The sequence below is a fragment of the Hafnia sp. CBA7124 genome (assembly GCF_002355555.1).
Lineage (GTDB): Bacteria > Pseudomonadota > Gammaproteobacteria > Enterobacterales > Enterobacteriaceae > Hafnia > Hafnia alvei.
The window spans coordinates 2,333,118-2,353,531 of the sequence record NZ_AP017469.1; the positions used below are offsets into that span (position 1 = coordinate 2,333,118).

Below are 20,414 nucleotides of genomic sequence, written 5' to 3' on the forward strand. Positions count from 1 at the left end.
ACGCGATAAATAATAAAGGCGCCCTTAGGCGCCTTTATTTTGCTCACAATAATCATCAACGATTACTGTTCTTCCTGTGCAGGATGCTTCGCCGCAGTCTCTTTAATCAGCTGCTGCAATTCGCCAGCGCGGTACATCTCAATGATGATGTCACAGCCGCCAACCAGTTCACCCTCGACCCACAGCTGTGGGAAGGTTGGCCAGTTCGCATATTTTGGCAATTCAGCACGAATATCTGGATTTTGCAGAATATCTACATAGGCAAAACGCTCACCACAGGCTGACAATGCCTGAACTGCTTGCGCAGAGAAGCCACAGCTTGGCAATTTAGGTGAGCCTTTCATGTACAAAATAATCGGGTTTTCAGCCAGTTGGCGCTGAATTTTTTCAATGGTGGTCATTGTCATTTTAGTTTACTTCCTCTAGCCAGTGTTATGCCTACAGCATGCAAGTGCATATCGAATTATTGTACTGGATTGTACCGAGTGTCGCTCTGAGAAAAAAACGCCATCTTTTGTGTGGCTATTATCTGATTTTCAACACACCGTCACAGCGTAAGCTCAGTTTAATCTAAAAACGTGCTATGCTATATCCGTTTTGCACATGATCAGATATGCAGCGTTTTGTGAATAAAACAGCATCTGATTCAATCATCGTAACATTTAGTCACAAAGAGAATATAAATAGCAGAAATGAATGCTGTTTTGTTGCGGCTGTTTATTTAATACTGTTTGCCATGTTTTTTGCTTGGGACAAAGCCTGGAACCTATCGATGCGTCTATATATCGCGCTCTTTGTTCTGCTGTTTACACAGCTATTTGCTAATGCAGCGAATGCCTCTCCGGGGCATAAAGTCGTTGCCGATCAGCGAAAGTCGCATGCGACAAGTAGCGAATCTGCCGATCGTAAAAAACGAAAACCAGCTACCAGCAAAAAAGAAAAAACAGCGACGCCTACAACGACAGCCAAAAATAAAAAATCGTTAGAACAAAAGAGCAAAACGACTAAAAAATCAGCGACAACTCAGCCTAGCGCTCTCGCTACTAAGTTTGCCAAAAATAGAGAAGTCGCGCGCAATAAAGCAAATAGCAAAAAAATAGATAAAGCGGTACTAGCATCTATTTCTAACCCTAAGACAAAATCCAGCGCCAAGAAAAGCGGCTCACATTCCACCGCTACGTTGGCTCGCGTAAGTAATAAAAAAACCTATGGCCGCCAGCGCGGTGAATTGAATAGCCATGGCAGAAGCAGCAAAGGTGAATTAGCCAAGCTCAAGCTGAATCAAAACAATATTGAAATCGTTGATGGCAAACCCATTCGTCTGAGTCCTCAGCATAAAAAGCGTTACCAGCATGCTAAGCAAACGGCGATGAATAAGCTGATGAATCAGGTAGGAAAACCGTATCGTTGGGGTGGTGCGTCACCAAGCACAGGCTTCGATTGCAGTGGATTGGTTTATTACGCCTATCAGGATTTACTGAGCATCAAGATCCCTCGTACCGCCAATGAAATGTATCATCTGCGTGATGCGGCTCCGGTGAAAAAAACAGAGCTACAAAAAGGCGACTTGGTCTTCTTCCGTATTAATAATCGGGGTGCCGCCGACCATGTGGGTGTTTATATGGGTGAGGGAAAATTCATTCAGTCACCTCGCACCGGCGAACAAATTCGGATCAGCTATTTAGATAACGATTATTGGCAAGGACACTACGTTGGCGCTCGCCGCGTGATGACGCCAAAAACGATTCGTTAATAGCAGAAGATCATTGTTAAACAGACTTATGGTAGGGATTCATTGCATTTTGTGATAATCCCTATCATTTAGATTTACCCCATCTTTGTATTATCCCCTCCCCTTATTTTATGTTCTGTGGCCGTTTTGAACGAATGGTGCACAAATCGCCAATTGATAACCAAAAACAAAAATTTTGCCTGTTATTAGATTCAAAACTTGCTAAAATCGATCCCCATAACAAGAGCACAACAAGATCGTTTCAATTTTAAAAACCCGCTCACTGACATTAACGTTGGTGTGATGCATGAAACATAAAACACTTACGTGTAACTGTTTCATTGCAAAATAGAGCAATAATAGGAGAGAGCAATGTCTTTTGAATTACCTGCATTACCATACGAAAAAAACGCACTCGAACCGCACATCTCCGCAGAAACCTTGGAATACCACTACGGTAAGCATCACAATACCTATGTGGTAAACCTGAACAACCTGATCAAAGGCACTGAGTTCGAAGGTAAATCACTGGAAGAGATCATCAAGACCTCTACTGGCGGTATCTTCAACAACGCTGCTCAGGTTTGGAACCACACCTTCTACTGGCATTGCCTGTCACCAAAAGGTGGCAACGCACCAACTGGCGCCGTGGCTGAAGCCATTAACAAAGCGTTTGGTTCATTTGATGCATTCAAAGAAGAACTGACTAAATCTGCCATTGGCAACTTCGGTTCTGGTTGGACTTGGCTGGTTAAAAAAGCAGACGGTTCTTTGGCGATTGTAAACACCTCAAACGCTGCAACTCCACTGACCAACGGTGACAAACCACTGCTGACCGTGGACGTTTGGGAACACGCCTACTACATCGACTATCGCAACGCGCGTCCTAAATATCTGGAGAACTTCTGGGCTCTGGTAAACTGGGAATTCGTGGCGAAAAACTTGGCATAAGTTTGCTGAGTGACGTACATGAAAAAGGCGGTCAACTGACCGCCTTTTGTTTTAGCCATGTTAATGGCTATCGATAAAAAACTTAGCGATAAATCAATGTAGCGCAGCAACAAAACTAAAGATAACAATCACAGCCAGTGCTGCGACCGTTGTCATTAGAGAATATTTCAGATCGGTTTCCATTTCTTCTTCTCCCGCATTTCGTTATCAGATCAATTTTGATTATACATAAACACTTGCAGAAAGTGTGTGAAATCATTTTCACATACCTTAAATGGGATCGCACGCAGTAAAACTTTCGATTATTCTTTCTGTTAACACACAATTTTGACTTCCCCTTTTGCATTTTATAGGCCAAAATTTACGGTTTACTGCTACGTATCAGCTTTCATAACGTAAAAGAATAGGCTGGCGCTTGATATATCCGCATATTCCTCTCTTTGATGCGATTGTAATCAGTGTATTTTGATGTACGTAAGCAAACGATTAACACAATAGCTATGTCATAGTTACATTAGCTTAGGAGTCATCTGTTTCATGGCAACGATTAAAGATGTGGCAAAACGCGCGGGCGTTTCAACCACGACAGTGTCTCACGTTATTAATAAGACGCGTTTTGTCGCAGAAGAGACCAAGACCGCGGTTTGGGAAGCAATTAAAGAATTGCACTACTCTCCCAGCGCCGTCGCCCGTAGCCTGAAAGTTAACCACACCAAATCGATCGGTTTGCTGGCGACGTCCAGCGAGGCGCCCTATTTTGCTGAGGTCATTGAGGCCGTTGAAAACGCCTGCTACAGCCAAGGCTATACGCTCATTTTATGTAACTCTCACAACAACCCTGAAAAGCAAAAAGCTTATTTAGCGATGCTGGCGCAAAAACGCGTCGATGGATTATTAGTGATGTGTTCTGAATACCCAGAAAATCTGCTGCAAACCCTTGAGGACTACCGCAATATTCCAATGGTGGTGATGGACTGGGGGACACAACGCAGTGATTTTACCGATGCCATTCAGGATAATGCGTTCGAAGGTGGCTATTTAGCCGGCCGCTATTTAATTGAACGTGGTCATCGTGATATTGGGGCGATTACCGGTCAGCTTTCTCGTAACACCGGCGGAGGTCGCCTACGCGGCTTCCTGAAAGCCCTACAAGAAGCCAACATTCCCGCTCGTGATGAGTGGATGGTAGAAGGCGATTTCGAGCCAGAATCCGGTTACAAAGCCATGCATCAAATTCTGTCGCAAAAAAATCGCCCAACGGCGGTCTTTGTGGGTGGGGACATCATGGCGATGGGCGCAATATGTGCCGCCGATGAGATGGGCTTGCGTGTACCGCAGGATATATCGGTGATCGGTTATGATAACGTGCGCAACGCCCGCTACTTCTCACCAGCGTTGACCACCATCCATCAGCCGAAAGAGCGTTTGGGCTCAATGGCCTTTGACATGCTACTCGACCGTATCGTGAGCAAGCGTGAAGATTCTCAAACGATCGAGGTGCATCCAAAACTGGTGGAACGCCGCTCCGTTGCCGATGGCCCATATCTGGACTATCGCCGCTAAGTGATGAAGAACAGCCCTTTTCTTTTAGCGCTGTTCCCCGTTGGGCTGTTCATAGCAGGAGCGTTGCCAATATTGGCAGCGCTCTTGGCACTGACTCAGCCGCTGTCTGACATTTCCTCTTTCAACACCTTCATCCAGCCGTGGACGCTTTTACTCCAATGGCCAGGTTTGATGCGCTCAGTTGGCCTGAGCTTATGGAGTGCAATCGCCGCGACGTTAATATCACTTTGGTTGGCATTAGCGCTTTGCAGTCAGGTTATACAGCGCGCCAGCTGCACCGCTCGCGCTATTTCGAGTGCGATTTTAGCCATGCCGCATATTGCACTGGCGACCGGTCTCATACTGCTGTTATCCCCCTCAGGTTGGCTACTCAGGCTTATATCCCCAACATTTACGGGTTTTGTGCGCCCGCCAGATTGGCCAATCGTCAATGACCCTTATGCCCTATCCTTAATTCTTTTATTGGTGATCAAAGAGACACCTTTTTTATTTTTGATGGCGTTTAACATCGCGGGTCGAATTGATGTCGCTCGCCAGATGCAGGCTGCTAACGCATTGGGTTACCACAGTGAGAAAGCCTGGTGGTTGCTATTAGTTCCGCAAATACTTGTGGCTCTGCGTTTGCCGTTGTTTTGTGTGCTCGCCTTTGGCCTATCCACCGTAGATATTGCGATTCTATTGGGGCCACAGCAGCCCACAACCTTGGCGTTGTTAGTTTGGCAATGGATAAGCGAACCCTCGATGGGGCATCAATCTTTAGCCGCTGCTGGTACGCTGCTACTTATTGTTATCACATTAGCCAGCTTTGGTGCGTGGCGATATGCTGAAAAGAGCTGGTTAACATATTGCCGCAACGCTTATGGACAAAGGCGCAGCACGTGGCGCATGCCGCTTACCCCACTCTGGGCAATGGGTATTGTGTTAACGCTGGGCGCCTATGCGGTACTCTTCGTGTGGTCGGTTGCATGGCGTTGGCCTTTCTCGTCTTCTTTTCCACTACAGTGGAGCTATGATTATTGGCTTACCAGCGTTCATCAGCTTAGTACTCCGATCATAAATAGTCTGCTCATTGCGAGTGTGGCGAATCTGTTAGGTTTACTTCTGTGCGTTGGTTTTTTGGAATGGCAATTTTATACGCGTAGAAATACAAACTCATGGTTTCTGCTCGCCCCGCTGTTGACTCCACAAATCAGCCTAATTTTCGGCTTGCAGCACATGGCCGCTTGGTTGGATGTGATTGGTCTGCTGCCCAGCGTGATCTTTGCTCATATGGTGTTTATCGTTCCGTATTTTTTTCTTAGCCTCAGCGGCACGTGGCAGACTTTCGATCCGCGGCTGATCTATACCGCACAATCACTTGGAAAGTCGCCTTGGACCTGTTTCTGGCGCATCAAGATCCCATTATTGAGTAAGCCATTGGCGCTTTCCGTCGCATTAGGTTTCGCGGTTAGCATAGGATTATATTTACCCACGCTGGGTTTAGGCGCTGGGCGCTTCCCCACGTTGGCAACGGAAACCGTCGCTTATGCATCCGGTATCGATCGCCGCATGGCCGCCGTTGCGGCTCTGTGGCAAACGTTCATCCCACTTTTGGTTTACGGTATCGCGCTATTTTTGCCATTCATACTGACAAGGAACAAAAAACTGTGACGGCTTTAGCGTTTGAGCAATTCCAGGTTTATCTCGATGATAGACCGCTAACTTCAGCGTTGAATACCCGCGTAGAAGGCGGACAAATACTCACGCTGATGGGGCCTAGCGGCTGCGGGAAATCGAGCTTATTGCTGGCTATGGCGGGGCATGCTCACGCCCCGCTATCAACGCAGGGAAAAGTGCTGATCGATAGTCATGATGTGACTGAACTTCCTGCCTATCAGCGAAAAATCGGGCTGCTATTCCAAGATGATTTATTGTTTCCCCACCTAAACGTTACACAAAACCTGCTTTTCGCCTTACCTGAAAACATCGGCAAAGAAGAACAGCATCAGCAGGTCACGCAGGCATTAGAGAAAATTGACATGGCTGAGTTTTCATCTCGCTATCCCGATGAACTATCTGGCGGCCAGCGCGCCAGAATCAGTTTGTTGCGCACCCTGCTTTCTCGCCCTCGCGCGGTGGCATTGGATGAACCTTTTTCCAAGCTTGATAAATCGCTGCGGCAACAGTTTCGCCAATGGGTTTTTGGCGAATTACAACAGGCTAATATTGCCACCCTGCTAGTGACACACGACGAAGACGACGTTCCGCCAAACGGCCAAATCATCATGCTCTAAAACCCTATTCAGGGCTGAGCCACTCTTGATTCATCGTTTCAGTATCACCGAGGTAATCCAGTAACCAATCAATGGCCGGTGAGCGGGTATGGTCTTCCCAAGTGACACAGCAGGCGCTATCAGGAAACGGCTGAGCCAATTGTAAGATCTTCAGCTTACCCGAATGCACCAGCGGTTCCGCCATGTGCGCGGGCATCAGGCCTACGCAAAGCCCATTCTCTAAACAATCGCAGGCTGACTGCCAATCAGGCACCACTAGGCGTCGCTGATTATCTAATAGCCATGTATCGCGCTTAGGCAGATCTCGAGATGTGTCTTCAATACACAAGGCAGGAAAAGGGCGAATTTTGTCATCACTTAACTCGCCTTCCAATTTTGCCAGCGGGTGATCGGGGCTCACCAGACAATGCCAGCGTAGAAATCCCATATCGCGAAAAGAAAAACGCCCTCCGGCCGGAACCGCACGCGTCGCCCCTATCGCCACCTCTACGCGTCCGGCGACTAAGGCATCCCATACGCCATTAAACACTTCGGGGTGGATCATTAATTCCATATCAGGGAAATGACGATAAAAATCGACCACCAATTGGCGGCTTCGACGGGGATTAACGATACGATCGACGGCAACATTTAGCTGTCCACGCCAGCCATTTGCCACCTGTTGGCACTGACGGCGGGTGGAATTCATTTTTTTGATAATAGTTCGCGCTTCATCAACAAAAAATGCGCCAGCTTCGGTGAGTTCAACATCGCGATGACGTCGTTCAAACAGTGACACTGCCAGCCAAGTTTCCAATTGGCGTACCGTGTAACTCACGGCAGACGGCACTCGGTGCAGCTCTTGTGCTGCGGCGCTAAAACTTCCCGTCCTTGCAACCGCATCAACAACCTCTAAGGAGTATTCCGACCACATGTGCGCTACCTCACTTTTCTTGCTTTCAAAATTTTTCATCCATGATAGCAAATATTAGCGTTTCACAAGTAATTAGAGAGATCGCTACACTCCACGCGTCACACATTCATTCTGCAACAAATATATAACGAGTCAAAATAATGCGAACTTCATCATTTTTCATGTTCTATCTGGCCGGATTGAGCATGCTGGGATATCTGGCCACTGATATGTATCTTCCTGCTTTTGGTGCGATGCAGCAGGATCTCAATGCCTCCGCGGGTGCCATCAGCGCAAGCCTCAGCATTTTCCTTGCCGGGTTTGCCTTCGCGCAGCTGGTTTGGGGGCCTCTGTCCGATCGTATTGGCCGTAAGCCGGTTTTAGCCATGGGCTTAACCCTGTTTAGCCTTGGCTGCTTAGGTATGCTGTGGGTGGATACCACCACTGAACTTCTCGTGCTGCGCTTTGTACAGGCAATTGGGGTGTGTTCTGCCGCCGTGACGTGGCAGGCGCTGGTTATCGATCGCTACAGCAAAGGCGTTGCCAATCGAGTGTTCGCCACCATCATGCCGCTGGTGGCATTGTCCCCAGCCCTGGCTCCGCTATTAGGCGCGTGGTTACTCAACCATTTAGAATGGCAGGCTATCTTTGCCGTGCTGTTTGGTATTTCTTTACTGCTGCTGATCCCAACCCTCATGCTCAAAGATGAGCGCCGGAAGCCCACAGAAAATCAGCCAAAAGAGAACATTAGCTTTTTCCAACTGATGCGCTCCAATATATTCTCCGGCAACGTAATGATTTTCGCAGCGTGTTCCGCTGGTTTCTTCGCCTGGCTCACCGGTTCTCCGTTCATTTTAGGCGATATGGGCTATAGCCCGAATGACATTGGGCTAAGCTATGTGCCACAGACTATCGCATTCTTGATTGGTGGCTATGGCTGTCGTGCGCTGCTGAGCCGTATTGGCGGAAACTTGATGCTGCCATGGCTTTTAGTCGTGTATAGCCTGAGTATGATTGGAATGTTTGCGATGGCGCTGCTGAGCTCTCCGGGACTCTTTGCGCTGTTAGTTCCTTTCTGCATTATGGCCATGGCCAACGGAGCAATTTACCCAATCGTGGTTGCGAATGCACTGACCCCATTCCCAGAAAGCAGTGGCAAAGCGGCCGCATTGCAGAATACGCTGCAGTTAGGTGTCTGTTTCTTGGCTAGCCTACTGGTATCCGTTTATGTCGAATCCGCATTATTAGCCACGACAGCTATCATGGCTGGTACTGCAATCTTAGTCGCTGTGGGTTACTGGCTTAAAAGTGACAGCGTCACAAAAAGATTGACTCATGAATCCCTAACGGCAAATGAATCCGACAAAAAACACCTGTCACAGCATTAATTTATTTTTGTCTCCTTTAGCCTAAACCATTGAGCAGCGGTGTAGATTCTTACTTGAGTCTCTCACCGCTGCGTCCTATACTGCGAAGGTTGCTTTTACAATTATTTTGTCAGTAAGTAACTTTTTGCTTTTTGATGTGCGGATCACATCACATTTTTACTTAAGGATGAGTCCCTGCTAAACGCATGGGTTTCCTCAGTTTTCCATTTTTCTAAGTCGGGTTAAACACCGCGGATTATCCGTTGGTACTCGTGCGCCTTTAGATTGCCAACGCTCTCTAGCAGGTCAGTTTTATGAAGAATTTGGGTCATGGAGAAACTATGAGTTCATCGTGTATAGAAGATCTAAGCGTGCAAAACAGTCAATGGTATCGAATTGCCAGTGAAATGTTGCAGTCGGCAGATATCGAGGTTAATGGCTCGCGCCCTTTTGATATTCGCGTTAAAAATCCGCACTTTTTTAAGCGCGTGTTGCAAGAAGGCTCACTCGGTCTCGGTGAGAGCTATATGGACGGCTGGTGGGAGTGCGACCGTTTAGATATCTTCTTTCAGAAGGTGCTTCGCGCTGGGCTTGAGAATCAGCTGCCACACCATATCAAAGATACCTTGCGTGTCGCCGCGGCGCGTCTTACTAATCTTCAATCGAAAAAACGTGCGTGGATCGTCGGCAAAGAGCACTACGATTTAGGCAATGACCTATTCAGCCTAATGCTCGATCCCTACATGCAATATTCTTGCGCCTATTGGAAAGATGCAACGACGCTTAAACAGGCTCAGGAAGCTAAGCTAAAACTGATCTGCGAAAAGCTTCAACTACGGCCTGGAATGACCCTGCTGGATATCGGCTGTGGCTGGGGCGGTTTGGCGGCTTATGCCGCGAAGAACTACGGCGTATCCGTTCACGGCGTCACCATTTCAGCAGAACAACAGAAAATGGCGCAGGAACGTTGTAAAGATTTAGACGTACAAATTTTGCTTCAAGACTATCGTGACCTTAACTCACAGTACGATCGCATTGTGTCAGTGGGTATGTTCGAGCATGTTGGGCCAAAAAACTATCAAACCTACTTCAACGTGGTGGCGCGTAATTTAAAACCTGATGGGCTTTTCTTGCTGCATACCATTGGTGCAAACGAAACCAATATGAATGTAGATCCTTGGATCAATAAATATATCTTCCCTAATGGCTGCCTCCCCTCTGTTAAGCACATCGCAACCACCAGTGAAGGTAAATTCGTGATGGAAGACTGGCACAATATTGGGGCTGATTACGACCGAACGCTAATGGCTTGGTATGAACGCTTCGTGCAGAATTGGCCGAAGATCGAGCATAACTATTCTCAACGCTTCTTCCGCATGTTTAGCTATTATCTTAATGCCTGCGCGGGCGCATTCCGCGCTCGAGATATTCAGCTTTGGCAAGTGGTGTTCTCTCCACGCGGAGCCGAAGGTGGCCTACGCGTTGCACGGTAATATCTGGTTTATCGGATAGTAAAAAGGAGCCATACGGCTCCTTTTTATATATAACGTGCGATCTCTGCCATCGATGACAAATCTAAATTACTTCAGATATTGGCCGGTACGTAAGGCTTCAATACGCTTATCTAACGGCGGATGTGACAGGAACAGTTCGCTAAATGATTTATTACGACCATTGATGCAAAATGCCATCATGCTCCCTTCTTCCTGCGGCTCATAGCTGGTTTTCAAACGCTGTAGCGCGGCGATCATTTTCTCACGCCCCACTAAATTAGCTGAGCCAGCATCGGCGCGGAACTCGCGATAACGTGAGAACCACATGGTAATAATGCTCGCCAGAATACCGAACACGATTTCCAATACCATGGATACCGCGAAATAAATCATTGGGTTGCCGCTGCTGCTTTCACCTTCATCACGGTTGCCCGACAAGAATCCAGCCGCCACCTGCGCGATCAGGCGCGAGATAAAGATAACGAAGGTGTTCACCACACCCTGAACCAGCGTCATGGTGACCATGTCGCCATTAGCCACGTGGCTGATTTCATGCGCAAGCACGGCTTCAGCTTCATCACGGCTCATGTTTTGCAGCAAACCGGTGCTCACCGCAACCAGTGACGCATTACGACGCGCGCCCGTTGCAAATGCGTTCATATCCGGTGCGTGGTAGATCGCCACCTGCGGCATATCAATACCTGCCTGCTGAGACTGACGGCGAACGGTTTCAACCAACCAACGCTCAGTTTCATTGCGCGGTTGCTCGATAACTTCTCCCCCAACCGAACGCAAGGCCATCCACTTTGACATCAACAACGAAACAATAGAACCACCAAAGCCGAACAGCAGTGCCATCACCATCAGCCCTTGCACGCTGCTGGACTGGATCCCTGTCAGGCTTAACACCACACCAAACACCAGCATGACAGCCAGGTTGGTTAGCAGGAACAAAGCGATACGCATCATGTTATTTATTAATCCTCATTTATGGAGCACGCATTATGCGATGCATATACTCGTTTTACTTCAAGTGGCACAAGCACAACAGTTATTGTCTGTTGATAACAACTGTTTGCTGCTTTGATACAACTCGAGTGATTTAGTGTATAGATCGTAAGGCCATCTGCGCGGTATTCAAGTGGTGTTAAGCAATAACACACTAAAGAAACATAACTTTACAATTTGACGTACAAAAAATCACACAATTGACTATTTACCCACCATACAGTTAGCGCTGCAGGCATAAAAAAAGAGCGATTTCTCGCTCTTTTTACTGTAACCCAACTCACCTATTTTGAGCTGCCCTGTATTTGCTGAGCAAGATCAAGCGCAATTTTCACCGTTTCATCCAAGTAAGGATCGGGTTCTTGATAATCTTTTGGCACATCATCAAGTGATTTAATTGGCTTTTTACCCGCGACTTTCAGGCGTTCATTAATGCGTTTCAGGCGCGTTGCATCATCATCTTTATTCTCTTTCTCACGCTGTGCATAGTTAAGAGAGACGATATTTTTACGATCTTTGAGTGCCTTATAGTGAGCGATGTCTTGCTCAATGTATTGGAACTCAGGATTCGACGCGATGCGCTGGTTGTGATCGGCTAACAGCACCGGATCAAACTTCTGCACATCACCTGCTTTATCGTAGGTAGCCGCTTTAATGCTATCCCAAGGCAAGGCATTGTCTTCAAAGCTTTCGCCGGTATCAATCGATTCCAGCCCCGTCGGCATAATAATATCCGGCGTCACGCCTTTGCGCTGCGTGCTACCACCGTTAATGCGGTAGAACTTCTGAATAGTGTATTGAACCGAACCCAGCTCCGGCCACTCTGGACGCAGCATCTGATCGTAAATACGGTTTACCGAACGATACTGCTGTACAGTGCCTTTACCAAAGGTTGGTTCGCCAACAATCAGCGCACGATCGTAATCCTGCATAGCTGCAGCGAAGATTTCTGACGCTGACGCACTGAAGCGATCAACCAGAACCACCAGCGGGCCTTTGTAATAAACAACGCCGTCAGTATCCGCATCTTCACGAATTTTACCGTTATTATCACGTACCTGAACAACCGGGCCACTAGGAATAAACAAGCCAGAAAGTGATACCGCTTCGGTTAACGCACCGCCACCGTTGCTGCGCAGATCGATAATCACGCTGCTTACGTTCTGTTTTTCCAGCTTCTGCAACTGTACTTTGACATCGTCGGTCAGACCAACGTAGAAGCCAGGAATATCCAGAACCCCGACTTTCTTGCCATCAACGGTTTTCACGCTCATTTTCACCGCGCGATCTTCCAAGCGGATGCGTTCACGCGTTAACGTGATAGTGCGTGTTTTGGTGCCCTTACCTGCTGGCAGAATTTCCAACCGAACTTTGCTGCCTTTTGGCCCTTTGATCAGCTCAACCACGTCATCAAGACGCCAGCCAATCACGTCCACCATCGGCTTACCCGGCTGCCCAACGCCAACGATGCGATCGCCAACCTTGAGGGATTTACTCTTCGCCGCAGGTCCACCGGCAACCATTGAGTTAATCTGAGTGTAGTCGTCTTCGGTCTGCTGAAGCACGGCGCCAATACCTTCCAGAGACAAACTCATTTCGGTATTAAACTGCTCAGTATTACGCGGAGACAGATAGTTGGTATGGGGATCAATCTCGTGCGCAAACGCATTCATGAACAGTTGGAAAACGTCTTCGCTTTTGCTTTGCGTAAGACGTTTAATCGCAAACTGGTAGCGCTTGGTCAGGATCTTTTGAATCTCTGGCCAATCTTTGCCGGCCAGCTTCAGGTTCAATTCATCGTATTTAACTTTGGCGGCCCAAAGCTTGTTCAACTCTTCCGTGCTGGTTGGCCACGGCGATTTACTACGGTCGACATCAATGGTGTCGTTACCGTCGAAGGTCATCGGGGATTTCAGCAAAGAAAGTGCATATTCGTAGCGTTCGAAGCGACGTTTTTGAGCCAAATTAAACAGCGCATAAGCGGTATCTAATTGACCGGATTTTAACTCATCATCCAGCGCCGTCTCACGGTCTTTGAACTGTGCTACGTCAGAGGCCAACAACACGTTATGGTTGTAGTCCAACATATTGAGGTAGCGAGCAAAGATCTTTTTAGAAAAATCATCGTTCAAATCGAACTGACGATAATGAGAGCGCGTAAAACGTGACGTCACCCGTTCACTGACGGTCGCGTGCTGCGGCTCTTGGCGCAACTGCGGTAACTGATTAATGTTGTAAGCAACATTATCAGCCGCAAAGCTGGCACCAGCGAATAACGCCAGGGCTATCGCTGATACCCTGAAAAATTTGTTCATGCCTTGGCTGGCCTCCGTATCAGAACTGCAAGTGTTCTGCGCGCACAATCATCGCCAGACCGTTAGAAAGCTGAACGCGTACACCATCTTTGGTGATTTCCAATACGGAAGCGTCCATCGCACTTTTACCTGCGCTGACTTTTACGCCCTGACCTACGGTCAGTTTAGTAATGTCAGTTACCGGTACAGCACGCGGTTTAGCTGATTCTGTGTTCGCGCGAGGCGTGCGATCCTGTTGCGGACGAGGAGTGCGTGGTTTACGCGCTTCTTTATCGCCGTTAGCAGCATCGGTACGACGTGCAGCAGGTTTTTTACCCGCTGGACGTGGGCGACGATTCTCAGTCGTTTCCCCGGCCTCACGTTTTTTCGCCTGCTGTTCTGCACGTTGTGCTTGAACTCGCGCTTTGGCTTCTTCTAACTGTTGACGAGCGTGTTCCACATGCTGCTCTTCCAGCACACCACACGAATTACCGTCAAGATCGACACGTTCTGCACCCACTTTCACGCCGTGCAGATAACGCCAGCTTGAGGTGTACAGACGGAGCGCTGAACGTAGCTGAGTCTTGCTCAGTCCGTTTTCATCTCCCTGCATCCGCTCAACCAGATCCTGAAAGATACCGATTTTCAACGGACGTGCTTCGCCCTCTGCGCTAAAGCACTGCGGGAAACGCTGGGCTAAAAATGCAATGACTTCTTTACTACTATTCAACTTGGGTTGATTTTCCATGAAATTTCCTGATTACAACGGGTTTGCCAACCAGCGATGGCATGAACAGGCGACATTATAATGGCGCTACCGCCAAAAGCCACGCCATACGCACGACAACCTTATGCAAATGTCACAAATTTTGTGCTGTCGCACTCTTTTAAGTGCTCAGAAAGAGCGGAAACCACTGATTTTAAACCATTTTCATCTTCTTTATCGAATCGGTCATAAACTGTGCTATCGATATCTAAAACCCCAATAACTTGTCCATTCACCTCAATAGGCAGCACAATTTCAGCATTACTGGCTGCATCACAGGCAATATGACCGGCAAAAGCGTGCACATCAGCAACGCGTTGGATCTCATTTTTTGCAAACGCAGTACCACATACGCCTTTACCAACAGGAATTCGCACGCAGGCTAATTTTCCTTGGAAAGGCGCAAGTACCAACGTATTTCCATCAACCAAATAGAATCCGACCCAGTTAACATCCTCTAATCGCTCATAAATTAGCGCACTCGCGTTGGATAATGTTGCGATAAAGTTATATTCGCCGCTGCTTAGGGCAGCCAAATCACGCGCTAGATCGGTATAAAACTCTTTTTTACTCATGTAAATCTCGTTATCTTGTTACTGGGCGGTAGCCATAAGGCTCGAATACGTCACATAAAATAAGCATTAAATGCGTTATCACACAAGGCCTATCCAACATCACTACACATTAACTCGTTACACATTGTATCTTTACACAAGTTCGACCTACATTTTTATAACAACCATTCTGTTTTAAGGCCATCAATGCGATACTTTCCCCCTTTGCGCCACCCATCTTGCGTTTCTGAATGAATATCACTCGAATAACCGCGCTACCCGAACAGCCCATCAAACGCTGCCACGAATGCGACTATGTTTTCCAACTCCCCGAGCTGGATAAAAACCATACCGCATACTGCCCACGTTGCTGTGCCAAAATCTGCTCTGGGCGCGATTGGTCCATGACGCGCTTAACCGCGCTGTCTATCGCTATTTTGCTATTGATGCCGTTTGCCTTAAACGAGCCGCTGATTCAAATCCGCCTACTGGGAACCACCATTTATGCCAGCCTGATTGAAGGTATTTGGCAAATGGCGATCCAAGGCGACCCAGTCACGGCCAGCATGGTGGCATTTTGTACCGTCGGAGCCCCGCTGACGCTTCCACTCTCCATTCTCTATCTGCGGTTCGGGCATAAACTGGGGATGAATCTGCGTCCGGTGTTATTGATGCTGGACAGATTAAAAGAGTGGATCATGCTCGATATCTATCTTATCGGCATGGGCGTAGCCTGCATAAAGGTTCAGGAATACGCGGATATCAACGTGGGAAACGCTTTCTTTGCCTACGTGATGATGACGCTGCTCACTCTGGTCACGTTGATTCATCTCAATTTGAATCAGCTGTGGGAGCGTTTCTATCCACGTACTCAGCCCAAAACGTCACCGTATGACATGAAACTCTGCTGTGCCTGTCATTATACGGGGCTGCCTGATGCACGAGGCCGCTGCCCGCGCTGCCATACGACGCTGCATGCTCGTCAGCCATACAGCCTACAAAAAACATGGGCCGCCCTCATTGCCGCAATCGTGATGCTCTTCCCCGCCAACATGCTGCCGATTTCAATTTTGTATGTGAACGGCGTGCGGATGGAAGACACTATTTTTTCTGGCGTGGTTTCTTTAGCAACGTCAGGCAATATTCCTATTGCGGCAATCGTATTTATTGCCAGTATTTTAGTTCCTTTCACTAAGGTGATCGTGATGCTGTTCTTGTTGATCAGCATCCAATTTAAAACCCAGCACAGCCTTAAAACACGCATGCGTCTACTACGCTTAGTGACGTGGATTGGCCGCTGGTCGATGCTCGATCTTTTTGTCATCGCGTTAATGATGTCGTTGGTTAATCGTGACCAACTACTTTCTTTTACTATGGGACCGGCGGCCTTCTATTTTGGCGCCGCCGTATTCCTAACCATCCTTGCCGTAGAATGGTTAGACAGCCGACTGATTTGGGATGCTCATGCAACAGGAAACGCCGAATACACCGACTAACGCGACGCTACGACGTAAACGTCGTATCTCACCGTTTTGGTTATTACCTTTTATCGCCCTTCTGATTGCAGGCTGGCTGATTTATTCCACGATGCAAGAGCGCGGAGATACCGTCATTATCGATTTCCAATCGGCGGCAGGCTTGGTGGCTGGCCGCACGCCGGTACGCTATCAAGGCGTTGAAGTTGGAACGGTACAAAAGATAGCGCTAAGCAATGACCTCAATAAAATTGAAGTCAGCGTGAGCATTAAAAGCGATATGAAAGACGCTCTGCGTGACGGCACCCAGTTTTGGCTTGTCACGCCCAAAGCATCGCTGGCGGGGATCTCAGGATTAGATGCGTTAGTCGGCGGCAACTACATTGGGATGATGCCGGGCACGGGAAAACCTAGTCAACATTTCGTCGCGCTGGATACCCAGCCCAAGTTCCGCCTTAATACCGGTGAATTGCTGATCCACTTGTTTGCACCCGATCTGGGATCTTTAAGCACCGGTTCACTGGTTTATTACCGTAAAATCCCAGTAGGTAAAGTCTACGATTTTACGATTGCTGAAAACCAACAAGGGGTTAGCATCGATGTGCTTATCGATAAGCGCTTTGCTAATTTGGTGAAAGATAACAGCCGTTTCTGGAATGTTTCTGGTTTCAAAGGCGATTTTGCCTTAGATGGCATTTCAGTTCAGATGGAAAGCATGGCTGCGTTAGTGAATGGCGCGATTGCTTTTGATTCACCACAGGGTGGCAAACAGGCTGTTGCCAACCACAACTATACGCTCTATCCCGATCTGGCCCACAGCCAGCGCGGCGTTGTCATCGGCTTGGATTTGCCAAATGGCGATGGCCTCACTGCGGACAGAACGCCGCTTATCTATCAAGGGTTACAGGTCGGTACGCTCACCAAAATGACGCTGGAGAAAGATAGCAAAGTTAGCGGCGAATTAACGATTGACCCCAGCATCGTGGATCTAATGCGCAGTGGAACCCGCATCAAAATGACCAGCCCTCGACTCAGCTTGGACAATGCCAAACTGAGCCAACTCCTCACGGGTAACGTATTTGAACTGCTGCCTGGCGAAGGTGAACCGCAAAACCATTTCACCGTACTGCCAAGCGCAGAGTCATTGCTGCAGCAGCCTAATATCCTGAAGCTATCGCTCAGCGCATCACAAAGCTATGGCGTGGACGTTGGGCAACCTATCAGTATGAACGGAATCAAAATTGGCCAAGTCCTTAATCGGGTTCTGAAAAATAACTCGGTTGTTTTCGACGTCGCTATTGAGCCGCAGTATCGCAGCCGTATCCATGCCGACAGCAAATTTGTGGTTAACAGTCGCCTTGACGTTAAGTTTGGCGTTGACGGTGTTCAGGTGCTCGGTGCAAGCGCACAAGAATGGTTAGATGGTGGTATTCGCGTTATCCCAGGCAGCAAAGGTGAGCCCAAGGATAAATACCCACTCTACCAAAACAGCGAGCATGCGGAACAAGGTATTACTGGCAACCTACCGCCATCAACACTCACCTTACGTGCAGAAACCTTACCTGACATTCAAGCAGGTTCAGTGGTGTTGTATCGCAAATTCCAAGTCGGCGAAATTGTTGATGTTCGGCCGAAATCGAATGAATTTGAAGTTGATGTTTATATTCAACCGGCCTACCGAAAACTGCTTACGCCGCAAACTATTTTCTGGGCGGAAGGCGGGGCTAAAGTACAGCTCAACGGCAGCGGTTTGACGATTCAAGCTTCTCCGCTAGATCGCGCTATCAAAGGCGCAGTGAGCTTTGACAATATAGAAGGCGTCAGCGTTACCAAGGGACAGAAACTTGAGCTCTATGCTTCAGAAACGGCGGCCCGAGCCATTGGTAGCCAGATCACCTTACGGACTTACGATGCGTCAAAACTCTCAGCTGGCATGCCCATTCGCTATCTCGGTATCGATATTGGACAGGTTGAATCGCTAAAACTCTCCAACGAACGCAACGAAGTGTTAGCGAAAGCGGTGCTTTATCCAGAATACGTAGATTCCTTTGCACGCCAAGGAACACGCTTCTCCATCGTAACGCCTGAGATCTCTGCCACCGGCGTCAGTAATTTAGAAACATTGCTACAGCCCTATATCAACTTAGAACCGGGTCACGGTCGCACTATGCGTACTTTCGAGCTGCAACAGGCCTCGATCGCGGATTCGCGCTATCTCGATGGTTTGAGTGTAATTGTCGATGCACCGGAAACAGGATCGCTACAAATTGGTACTCCGGTTCTTTTCCGAGGCATCGAAGTGGGTACCGTGACGGGTCTATATTTGGGTTCCATGTCTGATCGCGTGCACGTGGCGCTGCGCATCAGCAAGAAATACCAAAAGCTGGTACGCGAAAACTCCGTATTCTGGCTCGCATCGGGCTATAACGTAGAGTTTGGGTTAACCGGTGGGATGGTTAAAACGGGCACGTTCCAGCAATTTATTCGCGGCGGCATCGCTTTTGCAACACCACCAACGACGCCGCTCGCGCCACAGGCTCAACCGAATACGCACTATCTTCTGAATGATAATGCGCCGGATAAATGGCAAAGCTGGGGTACCGCAATCCCCCTTCGCTAACTCCAGACAAAAAAGCACCGCCTACTGGCGGTGCTTTTTTTATATCTGACTGACACGATTTTCATATGTCTTGTTTTGCACGCTCTCAAAACGACTCTTCGACACAACAAATGCCACGTTTTTTATTAAGTATTAGAGATAAATAGAACATCGCTTGAGTAATGGCATAATCTCTCGCACAAATGCATCCTCCATCAAAAGAAAGACTTAACATTTGGCGTAACTCTCTTCCACAGCATGATTTGCTAAAAACTGGCAAAAAAAATACCGTCGACTACTCTTAAATAGCAAGGCAATCCAAGCCTGCATTAATGCCAACTTTTAGCGCACGGCTCTCTCCCAAGAGCCATTACCCTAGACCTGATACAGGAATCGTATCAGGTCTCTTTTTAATCAATAAGAAAATATCTTTTAAAACAAAAACTGATATACAAAACTCCCCTGAGATATTCATCAATCCACAATAAAGAGCTTTGCACCGATTGTTGTTCTGGACTGATGTGGCTCTGCATTATCCCCTACCTGATAACTCATTCCAGCGCTCAGAACGAATTTTCGCCCATCATTCAGGGTTGTTTCTAGTTCTCCTTCCAAACAGAAAAGAATATGCCCCTTTTGGCACCAGTGGTCGGCAAGATAGCCTGGGGAATAATTAACCATTCGCACACGGATTTGATTAGGTTTCTTGCCAAAATATTGTGTACGCCAATAAGCCGTGCCGACTTCTCCGGGATGCTCCGTTAGCTCAATTTCACTCCAGTTGGTGGTACCAAAAGCAAACGCATCAATTTTCATTCAATAGCCTCTCTTATGGGTAAGTTTTCTCGTATTCAGGTTAGAACGCAATATCGGAATTCACCATTCAATAGCGAACATTTTTATATTCGCACCGGTTAACCTTATCCGCAGAGATACAATTATTTGAGGTTTTTTATCATAATCGCCAGTCTAAATTCTGAAATATAAGATACGGATGATTATTAAATTGATTTATGTGAGATTGAAAAATTCAAATTTTCACTTGTCATTACCCCTAATAAATCTCAAATTTCTAGGTTTTAATTCTTTGTCTTATGTCATTGAGAACAAGCAACTGCTGTTATTAATCAGTTTGATAGAAATTGCTTAATCTGCGCTGGATGCATATCCCTCACACTACGGATAATCGCTATAACAGTCATCACCTTGCGTGATTATACCCCATGGCAATGTAGACACATGCTGATTCATTTAATCCATCATTTTTTGTGGTCTATCTTGATTTTGATATTTACTAATCTCATTGGCTTATGGTTCACTTTGTATTAGGATTGAGCGGAATTAACGCAGGGGTTTGAAACTTGCATTAATTTTCACCTAAATTAAAACTTCAGTTCCAATTATTTAGTTTAAATACGTGACTATTGTTGCAATTTATTGCGCTATA

At 47.4% G+C, this 20,414-nt stretch carries 17 protein-coding genes; 9 read left to right on the forward strand and 8 right to left on the reverse strand.

The annotated features are described in order from the left end of the window. Positions 1 to 62: 62 nt before the first annotated feature. Positions 63 to 407, reverse strand: coding sequence for a Grx4 family monothiol glutaredoxin (locus CPY98_RS10730; protein WP_025801068.1), 345 nt, complete (start codon positions 405 to 407; stop codon positions 63 to 65). Positions 408 to 772: 365 nt separating this feature from the next. On the opposite strand from CPY98_RS10730, the gene CPY98_RS10735 reads away from it, so the two are divergent. Beyond that, positions 773 to 1,753 carry a C40 family peptidase gene (locus CPY98_RS10735; RefSeq protein ID WP_172863843.1) on the forward strand — a complete coding sequence of 327 codons (981 nt, stop codon included), beginning with the start codon at positions 773 to 775 and terminating at the stop codon, positions 1,751 to 1,753. A gap of 351 nt (positions 1,754 to 2,104) precedes the next feature. Beyond that, the gene (sodB, locus tag CPY98_RS10740; protein ID WP_025801070.1) at positions 2,105 to 2,683 is read left to right on the forward strand and encodes a superoxide dismutase [Fe]; all 579 of its coding nucleotides are present in this window, start codon (positions 2,105 to 2,107) and stop codon (positions 2,681 to 2,683) included. A 93-nt stretch (positions 2,684 to 2,776) separates the two neighbouring features. Here the strand turns inward: sodB and CPY98_RS21110 are convergent, their stop codons facing one another. Further along, positions 2,777 to 2,866 carry a YnhF family membrane protein gene (locus CPY98_RS21110; protein WP_020303734.1) on the reverse strand — a complete coding sequence of 30 codons (90 nt, stop codon included), beginning with the start codon at positions 2,864 to 2,866 and terminating at the stop codon, positions 2,777 to 2,779. Between the two features lie 354 nt (positions 2,867 to 3,220). Between CPY98_RS21110 and purR the strand changes: the two genes are divergently transcribed. Genes purR through CPY98_RS10760 form a run of 3 tightly spaced genes read left to right on the forward strand, consistent with a single transcriptional unit; the run spans position 3,221 to position 6,519 of the window. Continuing rightward, positions 3,221 to 4,246 carry an HTH-type transcriptional repressor PurR gene (purR, locus tag CPY98_RS10750; RefSeq protein WP_025801071.1) on the forward strand — a complete coding sequence of 342 codons (1,026 nt, stop codon included), beginning with the start codon at positions 3,221 to 3,223 and terminating at the stop codon, positions 4,244 to 4,246. A 3-nt stretch (positions 4,247 to 4,249) separates the two neighbouring features. Further along, positions 4,250 to 5,896, forward strand: a complete 1,647-nt coding sequence (locus CPY98_RS10755) for an ABC transporter permease (RefSeq protein WP_096387642.1) — start codon at positions 4,250 to 4,252, stop codon at positions 5,894 to 5,896. Further along, the gene (locus CPY98_RS10760) at positions 5,893 to 6,519 is read left to right on the forward strand and encodes an ATP-binding cassette domain-containing protein (RefSeq protein WP_096387644.1); all 627 of its coding nucleotides are present in this window, start codon (positions 5,893 to 5,895) and stop codon (positions 6,517 to 6,519) included. Before CPY98_RS10755 ends, CPY98_RS10760 begins: the two co-directional genes overlap by 4 nt. Before the next feature lie 4 nt (positions 6,520 to 6,523). On the opposite strand, the gene punR is transcribed toward CPY98_RS10760, so the two are convergent. Then, positions 6,524 to 7,432: a DNA-binding transcriptional activator PunR gene (punR, locus tag CPY98_RS10765; protein ID WP_043493387.1), complete on the reverse strand. Its 909-nt coding sequence runs from the start codon at positions 7,430 to 7,432 to the stop codon at positions 6,524 to 6,526. A 140-nt stretch (positions 7,433 to 7,572) separates the two neighbouring features. Between punR and punC the strand changes: the two genes are divergently transcribed. Next, positions 7,573 to 8,799, forward strand: coding sequence for a purine nucleoside transporter PunC (gene punC / locus CPY98_RS10770; protein ID WP_025801075.1), 1,227 nt, complete (start codon positions 7,573 to 7,575; stop codon positions 8,797 to 8,799). Positions 8,800 to 9,119: 320 nt separating this feature from the next. Beyond that, a complete protein-coding gene (gene cfa, locus CPY98_RS10775) occupies positions 9,120 to 10,271 on the forward strand; it encodes a cyclopropane fatty acyl phospholipid synthase (protein ID WP_043493281.1) in 1,152 nt (383 codons plus the stop codon). 87 nt (positions 10,272 to 10,358) lie between these two features. On the opposite strand, the gene htpX is transcribed toward cfa, so the two are convergent. From htpX to CPY98_RS10795, 4 genes are all read right to left on the reverse strand, one after another. After that, complete coding sequence (gene htpX / locus CPY98_RS10780) at positions 10,359 to 11,240, reverse strand: protease HtpX (protein WP_008813588.1); 882 nt, start codon at positions 11,238 to 11,240, stop codon at positions 10,359 to 10,361. Between the two features lie 323 nt (positions 11,241 to 11,563). Beyond that, positions 11,564 to 13,594 (reverse strand): carboxy terminal-processing peptidase, encoded by a 2,031-nt coding sequence (prc, locus tag CPY98_RS10785; protein ID WP_096387646.1) that lies wholly within the window; start codon positions 13,592 to 13,594, stop codon positions 11,564 to 11,566. Positions 13,595 to 13,613: 19 nt separating this feature from the next. Then, positions 13,614 to 14,321: an RNA chaperone ProQ gene (gene proQ / locus CPY98_RS10790; protein WP_025801078.1), complete on the reverse strand. Its 708-nt coding sequence runs from the start codon at positions 14,319 to 14,321 to the stop codon at positions 13,614 to 13,616. 101 nt (positions 14,322 to 14,422) lie between these two features. After that, positions 14,423 to 14,914, reverse strand: a complete 492-nt coding sequence (locus CPY98_RS10795) for a GAF domain-containing protein (protein WP_043493284.1) — start codon at positions 14,912 to 14,914, stop codon at positions 14,423 to 14,425. Positions 14,915 to 15,144: 230 nt separating this feature from the next. Here CPY98_RS10795 and yebS point away from each other — a divergent pair, with 230 nt between their 5' ends. Further along, positions 15,145 to 16,389 carry a membrane integrity lipid transport subunit YebS gene (gene yebS / locus CPY98_RS10800; protein WP_096387648.1) on the forward strand — a complete coding sequence of 415 codons (1,245 nt, stop codon included), beginning with the start codon at positions 15,145 to 15,147 and terminating at the stop codon, positions 16,387 to 16,389. Beyond that, positions 16,358 to 18,988, forward strand: coding sequence for a PqiB family protein (locus tag CPY98_RS10805; protein ID WP_096388751.1), 2,631 nt, complete (start codon positions 16,358 to 16,360; stop codon positions 18,986 to 18,988). Before yebS ends, CPY98_RS10805 begins: the two co-directional genes overlap by 32 nt. Positions 18,989 to 19,441: 453 nt before the next feature. Here CPY98_RS10805 and CPY98_RS10810 read toward each other — a convergent pair whose 3' ends face one another. Then, complete coding sequence (locus tag CPY98_RS10810; protein WP_096387650.1) at positions 19,442 to 19,783, reverse strand: DHCW motif cupin fold protein; 342 nt, start codon at positions 19,781 to 19,783, stop codon at positions 19,442 to 19,444. Positions 19,784 to 20,414: the final 631 nt, after the last annotated feature.